Annotated in this window: 7 protein-coding genes; 1 reads left to right on the forward strand and 6 read right to left on the reverse strand. The window is 42.8% G+C overall.

The window, feature by feature from the left end:
- Positions 1 to 48: 48 nt before the first annotated feature.
- On the reverse strand, positions 49 to 11,184 hold the full coding sequence (locus EXH44_RS05230; RefSeq protein ID WP_162856549.1) for a YadA-like family protein: 11,136 nt from the start codon (positions 11,182 to 11,184) through the stop codon (positions 49 to 51).
- A 384-nt stretch (positions 11,185 to 11,568) separates the two neighbouring features.
- Here EXH44_RS05230 and EXH44_RS05235 point away from each other — a divergent pair, with 384 nt between their 5' ends.
- Positions 11,569 to 12,522, forward strand: coding sequence for a hypothetical protein (locus tag EXH44_RS05235; RefSeq protein WP_162856550.1), 954 nt, complete (start codon positions 11,569 to 11,571; stop codon positions 12,520 to 12,522).
- A gap of 87 nt (positions 12,523 to 12,609) precedes the next feature.
- On the opposite strand, the gene EXH44_RS05240 is transcribed toward EXH44_RS05235, so the two are convergent.
- From EXH44_RS05240 to rimO, 5 genes are all read right to left on the reverse strand, one after another.
- Positions 12,610 to 13,227, reverse strand: a complete 618-nt coding sequence (locus EXH44_RS05240) for a glutathione S-transferase family protein (protein WP_162856551.1) — start codon at positions 13,225 to 13,227, stop codon at positions 12,610 to 12,612.
- A gap of 17 nt (positions 13,228 to 13,244) precedes the next feature.
- Entirely contained in the window at positions 13,245 to 14,495 is a 1,251-nt protein-coding gene (gene lysA / locus EXH44_RS05245; RefSeq protein WP_162856552.1) for a diaminopimelate decarboxylase, read from the reverse strand.
- A gap of 65 nt (positions 14,496 to 14,560) precedes the next feature.
- Entirely contained in the window at positions 14,561 to 14,671 is a 111-nt protein-coding gene (gene lptM, locus EXH44_RS05250; RefSeq protein ID WP_162856553.1) for an LPS translocon maturation chaperone LptM, read from the reverse strand.
- A gap of 206 nt (positions 14,672 to 14,877) precedes the next feature.
- Positions 14,878 to 16,926, reverse strand: coding sequence for a UDP-glucose:protein N-beta-glucosyltransferase (locus EXH44_RS05255; protein ID WP_162856554.1), 2,049 nt, complete (start codon positions 16,924 to 16,926; stop codon positions 14,878 to 14,880).
- A gap of 18 nt (positions 16,927 to 16,944) precedes the next feature.
- Positions 16,945 to 18,276, reverse strand: coding sequence for a 30S ribosomal protein S12 methylthiotransferase RimO (gene rimO, locus EXH44_RS05260; protein WP_162856555.1), 1,332 nt, complete (start codon positions 18,274 to 18,276; stop codon positions 16,945 to 16,947).
- Positions 18,277 to 18,309: the final 33 nt, after the last annotated feature.

Genomic DNA, 18,309 nt, shown 5'->3' on the forward strand with positions numbered 1-18,309 from the left:
AAAACCTCTTCCTAAGAAGAGGTTTTTGTTTAAAAGGATTTGGCTAAATTACCATTGGTAACCTACACCTACACCGCCAGATACATGGCCTTGGCTATTTGCAGTACCTTGAAGTTTCAAGATAAGTTTACCATTGTCACTTGCTCTTGAGTAACCCACTGCAACGGCTGAAGCGCCATCGTAACCACCAGCTGCGGCTGCAACCATTGATTTACCCGGGATATACACTTGTGGAAGTGAAGATGCTGCCGCAGAGCTTGCACCAATACCACGTACACGTTTATCTAACTTATCAACTTTTCTGTTGACCGCATTGACATTACCCTGTACCTGTTTTAATTGGCTAACATTCACTGCATCCGTATCTTTCACACCTGGAGCAACATTCGTGATACGCGTAGGAGCATCAGCCGTGCCTACACTTAACTCTTTCTTGCCATCAAGTTTCGATGTTGTAGAAGTGACTGTAACGCCTTTATCCCCACCAACTGTCACACTTTCAAATGTTGGCGTATCGCTAGTTGCAACAGAAACTGTATTACCTTCTTGTTTCACCTTGATGTTTTTACCACCACTGATCGTCACAGTTTTTTCAGCAGGTTTCGCTGATTTACCTAACTTAACTTGGCTTGAAACACCTTTGGAATCGGTATTACCTGATGTAGTAATTGTCCAACCTTGGTTAGTTTCATTTAACTGTGAAACATTAACAGCATCACCGTCTTTCTCACCAGCTTTTACATTACTGATCGTTGCACCACCCACATTCACTGTTGCATCGCCTAATTTGATACTCGTATCACCATTGCTGATAGAACTAATATCTTTTAGATCGCCTTCAACATTGACTTTGTATGGGTCAGACTCAGAGCCTTTTCCTGTGACTTTGGTGTTTTTACCATCTGCAAGTTTTGTTGTTGCTAGGTTAGCAGTATTGACAGTCAGGTTACCATTATTGTCAAAGGTAATAGTATCACCGTCTATTTTAACATCGAAGGTTAGACCTTTACTTGTCACATTCGCTGTGGTGCCCTTACCGTCAGTAGCAATAACATCCGCTTTGATAGTGTCACCAGTTTTGGTTAAGTTCACAGTGTGAGTATCTTCAACCTTAGTAGCTGCGTTGTTAAGCACTGCTTTAGCTTTGTCAGTCAAGCCAACCGCATAATCAATGGTGGTAGTGCCATTTGCTGTCACTGCACCATTTGCGGTCACAGTCAAGAACTCGCTTGAACCAGCTTTGACAGAGGCTGTAGCGGTGGTATCTTTGGCGTTGATGACATAAGGTTTATCCTTACTACCATCGCCAGTGATATTGACATTATCGCCCGCTTTGATTTCAGTCTTATTGGCAGCAACAGCATCTTTCAACTGCTTCACATTAACAGCATCGTTGTCCGCTGTACCTTCTGCAACATTGGTAATCTTGGTTGCTGAACCATCAGCTTTACCAATATTGATGTTGTTGCTTGCATCAGCTTTGATGATTGGGCCGTTTGCATTGAACTGCACTGAACTAAATACTGGCGTATCTACCGTCTTCACAGTGAATACAGAACCATCACGGGTGATGTTGATGTTTTTACCATTTTTAAACTCAACCACATCGCCTGGATTTACAAGCTCACCTGCATCACCATTGGCTTTGACCGTAAAGCCAGAATCGTTGATTGCAGTTGCGATATCGCTTGCAGTTGCAAGTTTATTTGCCTCTGCACCCGTTGGTACATTTACCTTACCTTCTGGTGTGTTGGTCAAATCTGTGGTGCTAACTTTTAACTCGCCATTTGTACCTTTGATGATGGTTGTGCCATCGGTGGTCACAGATAGGTCGAATTTCTTCGCACCGTTAGCCGTTTTACCCTCAGTGATTGTCACTGATTTGTCAGTAGAGACTACTTCTTCTTGCGATGCTTGTAGCTGTTCATAGTTCACCGCATCGCCCGGTTTGGTACCATTGGCGACATTGGTAATCGTTGCACCACCCACATTCACAGTCGCATCACCAAGCTTGATGGTGGTGTCACCATTGCTGATTGAGGTGATGTCAGCCAGGTTGCCTTGGACGTTGACTTTGTATGGGTCAGCATCAGTACCTGTGCCTTCAACAGTGGTGTTTTTACCATTAACCAGTTTGGTTTTTGGTAGATTGTCAGTGTTTACAGTTAGGTTGCCATCTTTATCAAGCTTGATGGTTGTGCCGTCGGTTTTGACGTCGAAGGTAATCGAACCTTCAGCGGTTACATTCGCATCAGTACCTTTACCATTTGCAAAGTTAATCGCATCACCGAATTTCACTTTGCTGTGCTCTGTACCATCTACTTTGGCAGTCCAGTAGCCTTCATTCACTGCTTTAACAACATCATTTACAGTTGCTACACCATCTTTATCTGCTACAAGCTCACCGTCAGTAGTTACTGAGCCAAATTCACCTTGCTCCACATTGACTGTATAAGTCGTGGTCGCACCAGTTTTGCTTGCTTTCACTGTTGCAAGACCAGTTGCATCCACCACAGTTTCTTCAGCAAGCTTATCTTTGGTTGCTTGGTCTAGAGCGACTGTGTAAGTGGTTACATTAGTATCTGCATTAGGTGTCGCAGTTACTGTGATGCCATCGCCTTGTGCAACTTCTGCACCCTTGGCGTTAATGGTATAAGTCACACCATTTGCATCTTTTGATGTTTCTACGCCTGCAATGTTGTCACCTGCCACAACTTTGGTTGTGTTGGCTTTCAGCTGTGCAATCGTCACTGCATCGCCATCTTCAACACCTGCACCAACATTGTTGATTTGGTTACCACCCATATCAACCGTTGAGCCTGCACCCACAGCGAAGTTATTCACCTTGGTATTGCCTGTTGCGGTTAGGTTATTGGTGTTCACATCTGTAAAGCTAACCACGTCGGCAGTTGCATAGGTAATCTTGCCGTTCGCTTCTTGCTTCACAACCAAGTTTTTGCCCGCTGCCATATCGACAGTATCACCTGGATTGATGACTTCGCTATCGACAGTTGAGCCAGTTTCTGCACCACCATTAGCCGATGCAGTTAGCTTGAAGCCTGCATTTTTGATGGTGGTAATCACATCACCAGCAGTCATCACTGCAGATGGATCGGTTGCACCACCTACAGAGCCATTGGTATTCTGGTCTGCAGAAGGTGTAATTGTCGTTGTATTGACAGAAACAGTGTAATTATTACCTTCGGCATCGACTTTCACTGGGCCAGAACCTGCCTTCACGACAGTTTTTGGTAGGTTGGCTGTATTGACCTTGATGTCAACAGCACCATCAGCACCTGGAGCGAACGTCACCGTACTGTCTGTAGAAACTAGGTTCACATCATAAGATACCGCACCTTCTTTAGCGACAGCTTTAGTGCCGTTGCCATTGACGAAGTTGAGCGTATCACCGAAGTGTACAGGCTTAAGCGTTGTACCGCCCACTTGCGCTGTCCAGTAGCCTTGGTTGATTGCATTCACTACATCATTGGTTGTCGCCACACCATCTTTGGTCGGCGCAGCGATTGAACCTGTTGGGTTAGTCACTGTGTTAAACACACCTTTAACAACATCAACTTTGTAGTTTTGACCTTTGGTGTCATTCAACTTATCTTTAGTGACCGTTAGCAAGTCTGGAGTGCCTGTAGATACAGACTCTTCTTTAGCAAGTTGTTCTTTGGCTTCATCGCTTAGATCAAAGCTGACTTTGCCATCTACACCCACAGTTGCAACAGTTTTGTCACCGTCGGTGAAGTTTAGACCATCTTTTAGGCTCACGGTTTGCTTATCTACACCATTGGCTTTATAGGTCAATGGGATAGATTCAGCCGCTTTTGTGCCATCAAATTTGACTGTATAAGTATCGACACCGCCCTCATCTGTCTTAGCTACAGAGATTGGTGCTGTACCTGTGACATTGATGGCTTCTTTGGCAGCTGTTTTCACTGCTTGTTTAGATACACCCACTTTATAGGTTTCACCTGCATTACCTGCAGCATCACCTGATTCGGTGTTCACCGTTGCAATGTTGTCAGCCACTGTGTTATCTAGGACGACTTTTTCAACAGACTTAGCTGCAATACGTTTGATATCACCAATGTTTGCACCGTTGGTGTCTGTATCACCACCTGTGCCAACATTTGTTAAGGTGTTACCACCCATATCGACTGCTGAATTTGGCTTCACAGTAAAGTCATTGACTGTTGTTGTGCCCGTTGCAGTCAAGTCAACGGTAGTTACACTGTTGAGTGAAATATCATCTTGCAATGAATATGTAAATACATCTGTCGCTTGGTCTAATGCCAAGTTTTTACCTGCACGCAAGGTGACTGTTTCACCTGGGTTGATTAAGGTCGTTGCGTGTGTACCTTTCTTCATACCACCATCAACAACATCACCTTTGACATTCCAGCCTGAGTTATTGATGACTGTTGCCAAGTCTTGTGCATTCACCAGTTTTTTCGCATCATCTGCGACTGGTGCATTCACTTGACCTGCTTTATCCGCACCTGCTGCAACAGCTGTCAAGGTTGTTGTTTTCACATCTGCTTGGATTTTGTTGTCCGCTGTTTTGGTTAAATCAACCGTATCAGTATCAACTACATCCACCACTGCATTGTTAATGATGTTCTTCGTTGCTGCATCCAAGCCAACTGTGTAGTTGATGACACCATTTGGATCTTCAGTACCACCAGTGATTTCTACTTTACCATCAGTTGCTGCGGTCACTGTAGTTTTGGTTGCATCCACTTTATAAGTTGTCTTATTACCAGTCACAGTTGGGGTTACTGTGGTATTTTTACCTGATACAACTTCAGTGCTTGCAAGACCATCGGTGTTCACAGCCAAGTTGCCTTGATTGTCCACTTTGATGGTTGTGCCATCAGTTTTCACATCAAAGGTGATGCCATCAGTACCCACTTTGGCATTTGTTGCTGCACCGTCAATAAAGTTAACGCTGTCACCGAATTTCACTTTGCTGTATTCTGCACCATCTACTTTAGCTGTCCAGTAGCCTGAATTCACTGCAGAGACAACATCAGCAACGGTTGCGACACCATTAGTGTTGGTTACATCACCCAGTGCACCGTTAGCAGTTTGTGCATTGAATGTGCCTTTAGCAATATCAACCTTAAACTCTTTACCGCCTGAGGTGTTTACTGCTGTGTCATTCACAGTCACTAGACCTGAATCACCTGCAACAACGGTTTCAACTTTAGCAAGCTGAGTTTTTGCTTCATTGCTTAGATCAAAGCTGACTTTGCCATCTGCACCGACAGTAGCAACTGTTTTGTCACCGTTGGTGAAGTTTAGACCTTCGCTTAGGTTAACGGTTTGTCGGTTTTCTCCATTGGCTTTGTAAGTTAATGGTGTGGTTTTTGCTGCTTCTGCACCATTGTAGTTTACTTTGAAGGTTTCTACGCCACCAACATCTGTCTTATCAACAGTGATTGCTTTTGCATCACCAACAACTTCAATGGCTTCTTGAGCCGCTGTTTTCACTGCAGCTTTAGATACGCTAACCACGTATTCTTCGTTTGCTTCACCCGCTGGTTTACCAGATTTTTGTGTTACCGTTGCGATGTTATCTGCTGAAGTGTCCGCTGTTACTTTTTCAACGGCTTTAGCTGTCGCTACTTCACGTTTTAGCTGATCCACATTCACTGCATCAGTACCTTCAGTACCTTCAGCAACACCTTTAATCTGGTTGTTACCCATATTAATAGTTGATTGTGGTTGAACTGTAAAGTTCTTAACTACTGTATCGCCAGTTGCAGTGAGGTTACGGGTTGTGACTTCATCAAAGGTCACATCGTCTTTGGTTTCTACAAGCAATGTATTGCCTGCACCAGAGATCTTGATGTTTTTACCTGCATCGATGTTGAGTGTATCACCAGCATTGATCTTAGATTCTTCATTTGCTGTATAGGTGCCTTCACCGCCTGTTTGTGCAGTAGAGTTCACTTTCCAAGAGGTTTTGTTGATGGTTTCAACAACATCACCAAGATTAGCTACTTGGTCGCCGTCAGTTGTGACTGCTTTACCACCGTCTTCAACTCTTGAAACACCTGTATTAACAGTTAGGTTCTTCGCACCATCTTTATCTGCGATGGTTATAGAGCTATCGCTTGATACAAGGTTTGCATCAAATGTGATGCCTTTATCACCATTGACACCGTCAACGATTCTTGCAGTTGTACCTGCACCGTTCACGAAGTTGATGTCATCGCCAAAGCCTACTTGCTCAACTTGGTTGCCAGCAACTTTTGTGGTTAAGAAGCCTTTATTCACTGCATCAACGACATCCGCTACAGTTGCTACACCAGTGTTACCTGCTGCCAATTCACCTGTTGTACTTGGGTTGTTGAAGGTGCCTTTGGCAATATCAACTTTAAATTCTTTACCAGTTGAAGTGTTAACTGCACTATCATCAACAGTCACAAGACCTGAATCACCTGCAACAACGGTTTCAACTTTGGCAATTTGTGCTTTGGTTTCTGCACTTAAATCAACGTTATAAGTTGTCGTCTTAGAGCCAGTTGTTTGATCTACCTGTTCTGATGGTGTCACAGTCACACTTGTTGTACCTGCGGCTGGAGCAACGACAGATTTATCTGCGTGTACAGTATAAGTTGTGGTTGTGCCTTGTGTATCTGCCTTGACTTTCACATTACTGCCTTCAGCCACAACTGCTTTCGGTAAGTTGTCAACATTAACAGAAAGTTGGCCACCTTCAGTTTTGATTGTCGTACCATCAGTTTTCACATCAAAGGTGACAGATTTACCATCAGCCGCTAATTTCGCATCAGTCACGTTGCCATCAGCAAAGTTAACGCTGTCACCGAATTTCACATCAGCCACCTTAGTGTTGCCATCAACATTCGCTGTCCAGAAGCCTGAATTCACGGCGGTAATCACGTCAGCTACAGTTGCTACGCCTGCTGTCGTACCGTCAGCATTTAGCTTACCTGCTGTTGTTACGCCATTGAATGCACCTTTGGTGATGTCAACGGTATAATCAGTAATCTGTGTAATACCATCAGCACGAGTAGCATCCGCTTTAGTAACAGTCACTAGACTACCATCTGCCGCTTTGACGTGTGCAGAAGTATCGGTGTTGGTATCGGTATCAACGACTTTTGAATACAGTTTGCCGTCTGATGTGACACCGATGGTTGTGTCATCCACTTTGGCTGTCACAGTATAAGTAGTGGTTTTGGTACCATTTGCCTGATTGGTTACGGTATTTGCTGCTACATCAACACCATTACCACCTTGTACTACTGCTTTATCCGCATGGACAGTATAGATTTTGCCGCCAATTGCCGAATCTGTTACTTTAACATGGGTATTATCCCCAGCTTCGACAGATGCACTCGTTGCATTTAGCTGTGATAGGTTCACTGCATCATTTGGTTGACTACCTGCGGCGACGTTGGTGATTTTGACAGGTGAGCCTGATGACGAGCCAACCTTGATGCTACCAGTGCCCTCATTGGTGATTTTTGGACCGCTATTACTACCAAACTGTACGCTGTCAAAGATTGGATTAGTGGCGATTTGGATTTGTACGCCTTGATCATCGACTACCGTTTGGACGTTACGCGCACTGTAGGTACCAGCGGTTGCTGCATCGCTATTGCGAGACAAGTTTGGTATGTTTCCATTCGCACCCTTGATAACAATCTCATCACCCAAGACACGCTCTAAGCCATTCTCACTAGCAAAGTTCATAGTGGCATTTAGAGTATCTTTGTTGCTATTGGCCTTAAAGGTGATTGGCTTAGAGGCTTGATGGGCGACAGCATAGAGCTGCGAGCCGTTGATGGCGTCTGTTGATGTTTTTGAGATTTCACCAGCGGCGACGTTTTGGATACGACGTTCTGCACCTGATGAGCCGACAGAGACTGCACCATCTGATGTCGCACCTGCAAAGGCTTGACCACCGATTGATGCCGTACCATAGGTTATACCGCCAACTTTGGCTGTCGAGACTGTGCCACCAGCACCTGCTGTTGTCGCTGTGGCGCCACTTTGCTGGTCTTTATCCCACGTCTTAAGCGTACCAACGCCATCAGTACCAACAAGACCCACCCCCTTGGTCACCTCTGATTCATTACCCAAATAGACAGAGTTAGCTACCGTGCCTTCGGCAGAATCAACCGCCAAATCGGTCGAGCTACGTCCGATACCGCTACCTAGTACAAAGGTATTAGCCGATGTAATGGTATTGTTATTACCGACAGCATAAGAGCCAATCGCTTCTGCGGTTAGATGTGATGGATCACCGAACGCACCAGCGTTGTCAGCTTCGACGGTGTGGCCAACACCGACTGCGATAGACTGATTGCCAGTGACATTTGAGCTTTTACCGATGGCGATAGATTCAGTGCCCAACGCTTTGGTGCTTGTACCAATGGCGATAGTGTCTGCTTTTGCAGTATCAAGCTTGGTTTTGGCAGTAGCAAATGCCTGCTCAAGGCTGGATACCGCCGCAGTCAAACCATTTAACTCTGTTTGATATTTGGTAATATTCGGCGTGTCATTTTTGGCAATTGCTTCAGCCAATTTACCTTGAGCAACACGTGTACTACGCTCATTAGTGAATAAATCATTTTGTGCTTTGGTAAAGGCATCCACATCAGCCTTAGCGATACCAGCCAACGAAGACTGACCAATCGCAATGCCATTTGCACCAGAAGCAATCGCCAATCGACCTACAGCAGTAGTATTATCACCTGTGGCATGAGACTGATGACCAAATGCTGAAGCACTCGCACCCGTGCCACGTGCTCGACTACCCACCGCAGTCGAATTTGCTCCAAAGTTACGAGAAGCCGTACCGATTGCTACACCATCAGCCCCCTTGCCAATCGCATAATAACCCTGTGCAATTGTAGCTGTAGCGTGCGCTTCGGACATATCACCAATTGACATTGAACGGTCAGCACCGCTATGTACCAACGAACCCTTACCCAATGCAATAGCAAGTGTACTTTGCGATGTTGCCCCTGAACCGATTGCGGTTGCACCATCTTGGCTAGCCAAACTGCCCGAACCAATGGCGGTAGAATACTGTGCTTCAGCTTTGGACTCAAAACCAACAGCAACCGCTTGCTGTCCATTAGCAAGCGAACTCACACCATAGGCACTAGAACGATCGCCTAATGCACGGCTATTCACACCCACTGCCGTAGCAAATTGTGCCAGACCAGCATCTGCCGCTTGACCAATTGCCACACTTGCGTCTTTAGCTGTCGCCTTTGCACCGATTGCAATCGCTGTACCTAGATTGACTTCATTACCATCACGCATGGTAGTTTTAGAAACAGACACGCCCGCCGCTGTCGCACTTTGACCGATAGCAATAGATGCTGGTTGCGATCCTTTAGATGCACTAGCACGAGCATTCTCACCAATTGCCACTGCACCATTTGCACCTTGTTGTGCATCTTCTCTATTTGCCGTATTTACATCATCCTCAAGGCCTGTTGCTGCGGCATTGGCACCAATCACAACGGCTGAACCTGTTGAGTTTGAGTTTTTACCAATTGCAATACCATTTTCAGAAATGGCTTTAGCTGCCACACCCGCAGTGATAGAAAACGCTCCTGTCGCACCTGCTTTATCTAGGATACGACCTTTGTTGGTGGTAGGGTCGCCGGCACCTTGATTGGCTTCATTCAGATTGGTATGGAAATAGATATTTGAAACTTGCTCGCCAAGTTTATACGCGACGGCATAAAGCTGTGAGCCGTTGATGGTATCTGTCGATGTCGCTGAAATCTCACCAGGGGCAACATTGGTCAGCTGACGTTCTTTACCCTTGCTACCGATACTCACAATACCTGTCGCTGTACCATTGAATCCATCATAAACGATAGACGTACCATCAGCGATATTTGGAATGGTAACACATGTGACTTGCGTATAATCTCGGTCAGTACTGCCCTCGCCCAAGATGACGCTATTTGGCTTGGTTGCGGTAACGTTGTTACCTAGCACCATTGTGTTGCTTGCAGTGGGTTGGATGATGTTATTATTACCCACGACCGCAACGTTTGATGCACCGATAGAGTTATGCGTACCAAGTGAATACGCATTGGTTGATGTGCCTTGAATACTTGATGCCGTACCGATAGCAGTAGAATTGACCGCACCTGGCATAATCATCGTGCCATCACCGATAGCCGTTGAGCTTACACCACCTGATGCGGCACCGTGACCGATAGCAATCGCATCTTCCTTAGTTGCTCCTGAACTATCACCGATAGCGATAGCACCTGATGCATTAGCCGTTGAGCTGACACCAGATGCGACTGAGTTATTACCTGATGCATTTGATTTAAAACCTGATGCTGTTGCATTAGTACCTTCTGCTTTGGCTTGTGCACCCGTTGCTGTGGCTTTTTCACCTGCCAAAGATTGAGCACCCGAAGCCGTACCGTCACGACCTTTGACATCGGCATGATAACCAACTGCCGTACCTTCATCGCCTGTAACAATGGTTTCTTTACCAACCGCCGTTGAGCCCCAACTATTCGCTTGTGCTTTACCACCGATAGCATTTGAGTAGTCGGCTAAGGCTTTGGCTTGCACACCTGTTGCGGTTGACCATTTTCCTGTCGCATGTGCATCTTGACCAGTTGCTACAGAAGCATATTGCATTGCTTTAGCATTTTGACCTACAGCAGTTGAGAAAATCACCGCCTCAGCTGAATTACCTACTGCTGTTGCTTGCTGTCCATATGTTCTAGCTTCTGCACCTAAAACAGATGAACTTTTTTCAATGCTATCTCCATCTTGAATGCTTGCAGCCCCACCAGGTACCAACGTTGACGCTTTAGGGCTACTGCTAACATCTGAAAGCTTTAAAGTCTGTGCGTTTGTACCATAAGCAACTGTACTTTCGCCAATAGATTTAGAGCCTGAACCAATAGCAGTTCCTTTAATAGACCACTGATTATCAATTGTGCCGTATATCGGCGCATATGTAACCACCGCCGCCTGTGCCTGTCCACCAATCACTGCACCACCAACAGTTGCTAGAGCCACTGCGTTTTTAACTAATGAAATACGCTTATCTGTTTGAGAAGACGATTTTCCCTTCGACCTCGTTAATTCCGACACAACGTCAAAACGTTGTGTTGTGTGATTCCAAATAACCTTAAAGATTTTATTCATGAAAACTCCCCTTGTTGAAACTTATTCAAGTTTGTATTTTATAAAAATGACACTTTATATTAAAAAGCGTCATTATTTTAAAAAAATAAAGTACAATTAACAACCAAATAAAAGTCACAAAAGAAACCAATAAAACTCTAAAAACAAACCAAAAAAGCACAAAAAAAAAACACAATTAGCAAAAAAAACAGAATCAACCGTTTAAAAACAATAATTTATATAATATCCACAATAAATATGGTAAAAAAACAAAGGTTGTTTAAGATCAAAAAAGCATAGATACAAACCACACCAACATTACAAAATTTACACAAAATCACTTAAATTAATCAAGTAGTCGCCTAATAATTAGGCTATGATAATAAGCATAATAAAGGAGAAACCATGAAACATTCATATTCAGTAATCTCTTTGATGATATTGTTTGGCACCTACTCGAATATCAGTTATGCAAATACTACATGGGCAGATAAACAACATTCCACGATCAAAGAGAGTTTGCATTCTTGGTCTAATACCATAGATAGCTGGCTGGGTACACCTGATCCATCTCAACCTGCCTCTGCGAGCATTCGTATCATGTTAGATAATGAATGGAATCATTATGATGGCTATTCGATTAAACCCCGTATTCGAGGCAAAATTAAATTGCCCACGCTAAAACAGCACTTAAGTGTTGTCTTTGGTGATGAAGACTTAGATAACCAATCTCGAGATAAAAACCAACTTCACCGCAACTATAAAATACCGTTAGAACAAGATAAAAAATATGACGGTAAGCAAAGCCGTGATGATAATGCCTCTCTGGCACTTCGTTGGTCTAAAGAAACGGATAGACTTGGTATTGAAACGGATATTGACTTAGGGATTCGTTCTGGGGCAGATATTTTTGTGAGAGCGAAAGCCGCAAAAACATGGAAATATGATGAGCAATATTCTACACGCCTAGAACAAATCTACCGTTATGGGATAAATAGTAAACATTATTTACGTACGAACTTAGAAAATAAATATCAACGCACTGATATTACCTTTATTAATAATCATACATTCCTAGAATATACGCATGATATTGATGAAAAACTATTTTGGGGAAACAGTCTTTATCAACAACATGATTTTGTCGGGCATAAACGTTTAAATTATGGATTATTTGTTGGTGGGGAGATTAATCGTAAAAAAGTGGATGTCCATTATTATGGGCCTTTTATTAACTGGCGTCAGCCGATATTAAGAGAATGGCTTTTTATTCAACCTGAAGTCCATTATTACAATAATAAAAAGTTGGATAGAAAACATCACTTAGGTGCCTTCTTCCGTATTGAAGCGATTTTTTAATGACAAGGGTGGGCATTTCGCCCACCCTAAATTTGTTTGCCTTAAGAAAGCACCCTTTGCAAAAAAAGGGTGAGATCTCACCGCTTGTTATGCTTTTAAACCTTCCTGAATGCGTACAGCATCCACGCCTTTATCTGCTTCCACACGCTCGATAAATGACTTGAAGTGAGTGAGATGACTAACATCCAACCCAACACGTTTCGCCCAACCTAACATGGTGTAGAGATACACATCCGCCACGCAGAGACGCTCGCCAAAAAATGCATGGTGCTCTAAGTGATCGTTCGCAATTTCTAACATGCTTAACACGTTGTCCGCCGCATTTTGACGAATTTCTGCCGTTAAGGCTTCGTTTCCTTGTGCATAAGGTGGTAAGCGGAAAAACGGGGTAAAGGCTTTATGTACATCTGAATTGAAGAAAGATAACCAACGCATTGCTTTGGCTTTGTCTTGCGCTGTATCACTACCAAACAGTTTCGCTTCAGGATGAAGGTTATCGAGGTAAGTTAAGATCGCAATGTTTTGTGATAGTGCGAAATCACCATCCACTAAAAGCGGTACCGCACCTTGCGGGTTTAATGCCAGGTATTCAGGTGATTTAATTTTGTCACGACTGACCGCTTCCGCTTCGTAGGGTTGGCCAATCCATTCTAACGCTGTATGTGGAACAAATGAGCAAGCGCCCGGGAGATAATAAAGTTTCATACTATTTTTCCTATGTATTAAGGTAATAATTTTTCTAAACGCCATAACTCTTCAAAGCTGGCGCGAGATTTAATGAGATGAGCATTATTGCCATCTACCATCACTTCTACGGCTTGTGGGCGCGAATTGTAAGTTGATGACATGGTTGCACCATAAGCTCCAGCCGAACGCATAGCAATCAGATCGCCTTCAGCAATGGACAGCTCTCGCTGTTTCCCTAAGAAATCCGAGGTTTCGCAAATTGGGCCTACAACATCATATACGGCTTTTTCACGTACAAGCGATGGGTTGACTTCAATAATTTGCATATAGGCTTCATATAACGCAGGGCGGATCATGTCGTTCATCCCTGTATCCACAATCGCAAATCTACGGTCTTCATTCTGTTTGATGTACTCGACTTTCGTCACCAAAATCCCTGCATTTGCAGTAATCGCCCTGCCCGGTTCTAAAATGATTTCGAGATTTGGGTACGCTTTGAGTTTATCAAGTAATGCCGCTACATATTCTGTTGGATGTGGAGGCGCTTCATTGGTGTAAGTCACCCCTAAACCACCACCAAGATCGAGATGATGTAATTCAATGCCATCTTGTTTCAACTGTTCCATCAGCACAATAACACGGTCAGTCGCATCTAAAAACGGCTGTAATTCGGTTAATTGCGAGCCGATATGGCAATCCATACCTGTGATTTTGACATTCGGTAAGGTTTTAGCAAAGCGATACACTTCACGAGCTTCTTTCACGCTGACACCGAATTTATTCTCTTTTAACCCTGTTGAGATATAAGGGTGGGTTTTAGCATCAACATCGGGATTGACACGCAATGAGATAGGCGCAATTTTGCCAAGTTGCCCTGCGACTTCGTTAATGCGTTTTAATTCAGAAACTGATTCCACGTTAAAGCAACGAATTCCTACTTCTAACGCGCGGGCAATCTCGCTGTGAGATTTTGCCACACCAGAGAAAACCACTTTGCTTGCCTCTCCGCCTGCGGCTAAGACACGTTCTAATTCACCTTGCGACACAATATCAAAGCCAGATCCTAAACGCGCCATCACGTTCAATAAGGCAATGTTAGAATTAGACTTTACCGCAAAGCAAATTAAGTGTGGATGAGTGCCAAAAGCATTGTCAAACGCGTGCCAATGGCGTTCAAGCGTCGCTCTTGAGTAAATATAAGCTGGTGTGCCGTGTTGTGCAATGATGTCGCTAATCGCCACATCTTCTGCGAAAAGCTGTTGATTTTTATAGTTAAAATAATCCATTTAAAATATCCGAGTTGTGTTTACAAGCGGATAGATTTTGCAAAAAATTTGCAAAATCTGACCGCTTATTGAGTTTGAGTCTGTTCTGTTTTTTCAGGGAAATAGAGTGGGCCTTTTACGCCACACGCGGTTAAGCCTAAGCTTGCGATCAGCATAACGAATGCAATTTTTTTCATAGTCACCTCCAAATTGGAAAGATTGGATTGTACGCTAGAACAAAATAGGACGCAAAGAAAAAGCCGTCTGAATATAAAATCCAGACGGCTTACGAAGAATAAAGATATTATTTACCGACTTGGCTACCGATAACACCACCAAATATAGCTTCACATAATGTCCAATTACATTACTAGTGCGCTTTGATAAATATTATACTCCTTTCTTATTTCTTTTTGAGCTTTTCAGCTGCATCTTTAAGCGGAGAGCTTTTTTTTGCACTAGGCTTTTTAGCTACTGTTTCAGCTTTTTTCTCTGGTGCTTTTTTCTCCGACGCTTTTTTTGCTACAGTTTTCTTTGGGGCCTCTTCTTTTGCAGGAAGTAATGCTTGAGATTCAGCAAGTAAAGTTAATTCCACTTTATGCTCTGCCGCCCACTCATTTAATTTTGCTAAGAATACACGACCCATTGGACGCGGATCACCCGTAAATAATGTTTTTAATCCATTATTTTCAATAATATGACGGCGAAGCTCTAAACGCTCTTGATGATTTTCTGCTAAACGGATCGCACGTTCAACATATTCATCTACAGTATTCGCAATTAACCATTCAGGTAAGCCTAAACGTTTAAATAGGCCTTCATCAATATGTTCATGAACTTCTGGGCCTGTTTTACAGATACCCACTAAACCTAAAGTTACCATATCAATGATGCCATTCGTATTCCCGAATGGGAATGGATTCACCATCATATCGCAGTTATGCAGAATTGAGAGATATTGATGATATGGTGTGTGTGGATGTGCTGTTGCACTATCCCCTAGGAAGCTCTTAATAAATTTTTCTACATAAGGATGTGTAACACCGCTTGATTGACCTAGTGCAAAATGGAAATGTACTTTCACTTTGGCACGATCACGAATCGCTTTTAACGCTTCCAAGAAGTAGGGGTTTAGCTTCATCGTAGTTGAAGCAATACCAATGTTTACCACTTCTGGATTTTCACGTAAACGGTATTCTACGTTCGTCGGCGCTAGTGCAGATGGAACATAAGGTAGAGCATCTTTTGGTAAACGCAATAATGTTTCACTAAAACACGCTTCTGAGCCAACATAGTCATCTTCAACAATAACGTATTCAATAAATTCTGAATGCGTTGTCGCAGGATGCCCTAAAGCCACTGCTTGAATTGGTGCTAAACGGGTATTGCTTGCAAAAATAGTATTTAAATCCATTCCAATACTTGGCATATATAAAATGGATGCACCTTCTTTTTCACAAATATTTTTCACAAAAAGTAATTTGTCAAAAATACTATCGCCTTTCAAAAGGTGAAATTCATCAAAAACATCTTGCCCCGCTTTATCTACCGCTTCGCCACCCAAACCAATTAAATAGAAATGTTCGCGAGCAGCAATCATAGAGGTTGAGTGTGTACGATAAATAGAGTGTGCAGAGTGGAAATGTTCTAGTAATACCACCATGACTGGCTTGCCATTTTTATATCCAATATGAGAAACATCTCTATCTGTCCAACCACATTCCACTAAATGACGACGGATAACTTGGTTTAGCGCTTTTTTCACTAAATGCTTATTTTCTGCTACATCATAGCTACAGTGCATATACACATCATGAGAAATCGCACTTGGAATATTGTTCAAATTTTTAATTTGAGCTAATTTTTCTGGGAACCACTGTAAAATAGCGGCTCTTTTTGAAAATGAATGTGGTGTTCCAATAAAACGTGGTGACTGTAACGCAAAACAAAGTGACGCACATAACTCAGGATCTAAATTCCACATAGCATCTAAATTCAATGTGATATTAGATTCTGGTAAATATAAAATACAGAATTTGATAAAGGCATTTTTAGTTGCCTCTAATTCGATATTATTTGGATCCGTTTTATCTTTAGCGCGGTTGTAAGTTCTTAAAATGTGGTCTGCATTCACGAATGGAGAACTTGCAAATAACATTGAAATCCAACGTTGAAGTGTTAAAAATCTCTGAGCACCCTTGTCAGAAATACTTAAACTCGGATCTTGGAATAAACTTGTGATTGCCACCGACATCCTTGTACAGAAATAGATGGTTGTGTCTTTCTCTAAAACTAACTGTTTTGGTAAATCAATTTCAATCCCTTGTATGCCGCCAAAATTATTATCCAGTTTGCCTAGAATATCTAATAGTTCATTACAAGATAGCTCGTAATTTTTTTCTTCAACCGCTTTTTCAAAGCGAATTACACTTGGTTGTTGATTTTCAGACATAATGTTTCCTTATAAAACTTAACAAGTTCCCCACAGATCATATTCATCTGCTTGGGTAATGGTTACTGAAATAATTTGACCCACTTTCACTTCTGCACCTGAAAGGTTATCTACATAGACAACGCCATCAATCTCAGGGGCATCCGCCATTGAGCGACCAATTATTCCTTCTTCATCAATTTCATCGACAATCACTGACAAGGTTCTGCCAATTTTCTGTTGTAAACGATCTGCTGAAATTTGTTGTTGTAATTGCATAAAGCGGTGGAAGCGTTCTTCTTTCACCTCTTCTGGCACTTGATCTTCCATTTCAGTTGCAACAGCACCATCAACAGGGCTGAATTTAAAGCAACCGACACGATCTAATTGTGCTTCTTTTAAGAAATCCAATAACATTTGGAAATCTTCTTCTGTTTCCCCAGGGAAACCAACGATAAATGTTGAACGCAAGGTTAAATCAGGGCAGATTTCACGCCATTTTTTAATGCGTTCTAAAGTGCGGTCAATCGATCCAGGGCGTTTCATCGCTTTAAGAATTCTTGGACTTGCGTGTTGTAACGGGATATCCAAATAAGGCAGAAGTTTTCCTTGAGCCATCAATGGAATAAGGTCATCCACGTGTGGATACGGGTAAACATAATGCAAACGAACCCAAACACCCATTGATCCAAGCTGTTCACAGAGGGTGATTAAGTTATTTTTGATTGGCATACCGTTCCAGAAAACCGTTTTAGAGCCTTCTTCTCTTTTCTTATCTAAAGCATATGCAGAGGTGTCTTGAGACACAATCAGTAGCTCTTTGACACCAGAATCGACTAAACGTTTCGCTTCATCTAAAACTTGTACAATTGGGCGACTATCTAAATCGCCACGCATAGATGGAATGATGCAGAATGTACAACGGTGATCGCAACCTTCCGAAATTTTCAAATAAGCATAATGTTTCGGGGTTAACTTGATTCCCTGTTTAGGTACAAGGCTAACGTAAGGGTTATATTCAGGCTTAGGCACATATTTATGAACGTGCTTCATAACCGCTTCATAACTATGTGGTCCTGTAATTTCCAAGACTTTTGGATGAACCTCACGAATTTGGTTCTCTTTTGCACCTAAACAGCCTGTCACAATCACTTTGCCATTAGCTTCTAGTGCTTCGCCAATACTTTCCAAAGACTCTTGTACAGCACTGTCAATAAACCCACAAGTATTGACAATCACTAAATCTGCGCCTTCGTAACTAGAAATAATGTTGTAACCGTCTGAGCGAAGCTCAGTCAAAATACGTTCCGAATCCACTAAGTTTTTCGGACAGCCTAGGCTCACAAAACCAATATTTGGTGATGAACTCATAAAACAATCTCAATAAATAGATAATCAAATAAA

The sequence above is a fragment of the Actinobacillus indolicus genome, from assembly GCF_004519515.1.
Taxonomy (GTDB): Bacteria; Pseudomonadota; Gammaproteobacteria; order Enterobacterales; family Pasteurellaceae; genus Glaesserella; species Glaesserella indolica_A.

Bases quoted from the DNA above. Each gene is read 5' to 3' on its own strand.
- lptM (WP_162856553.1), bottom strand. From the start codon at position 14,671: ATGAAAAAAATTGCATTCGTTATGCTGATCGCAAGCTTAGGCTTAACC.
- EXH44_RS05255 (WP_162856554.1), bottom strand. From the start codon at position 16,926: ATGTCTGAAAATCAACAACCAAGTGTAATTCGCTTTGAAAAAGCGGTT.
- EXH44_RS05235 (WP_162856550.1), top strand. From the start codon at position 11,569: ATGAAACATTCATATTCAGTAATCTCTTTGATGATATTGTTTGGCACC.
- EXH44_RS05240 (WP_162856551.1), bottom strand. From the start codon at position 13,227: ATGAAACTTTATTATCTCCCGGGCGCTTGCTCATTTGTTCCACATACA.
- EXH44_RS05230 (WP_162856549.1), bottom strand. From the start codon at position 11,184: ATGAATAAAATCTTTAAGGTTATTTGGAATCACACAACACAACGTTTT.
- lysA (WP_162856552.1), bottom strand. From the start codon at position 14,495: ATGGATTATTTTAACTATAAAAATCAACAGCTTTTCGCAGAAGATGTG.
- rimO (WP_162856555.1), bottom strand. From the start codon at position 18,276: ATGAGTTCATCACCAAATATTGGTTTTGTGAGCCTAGGCTGTCCGAAA.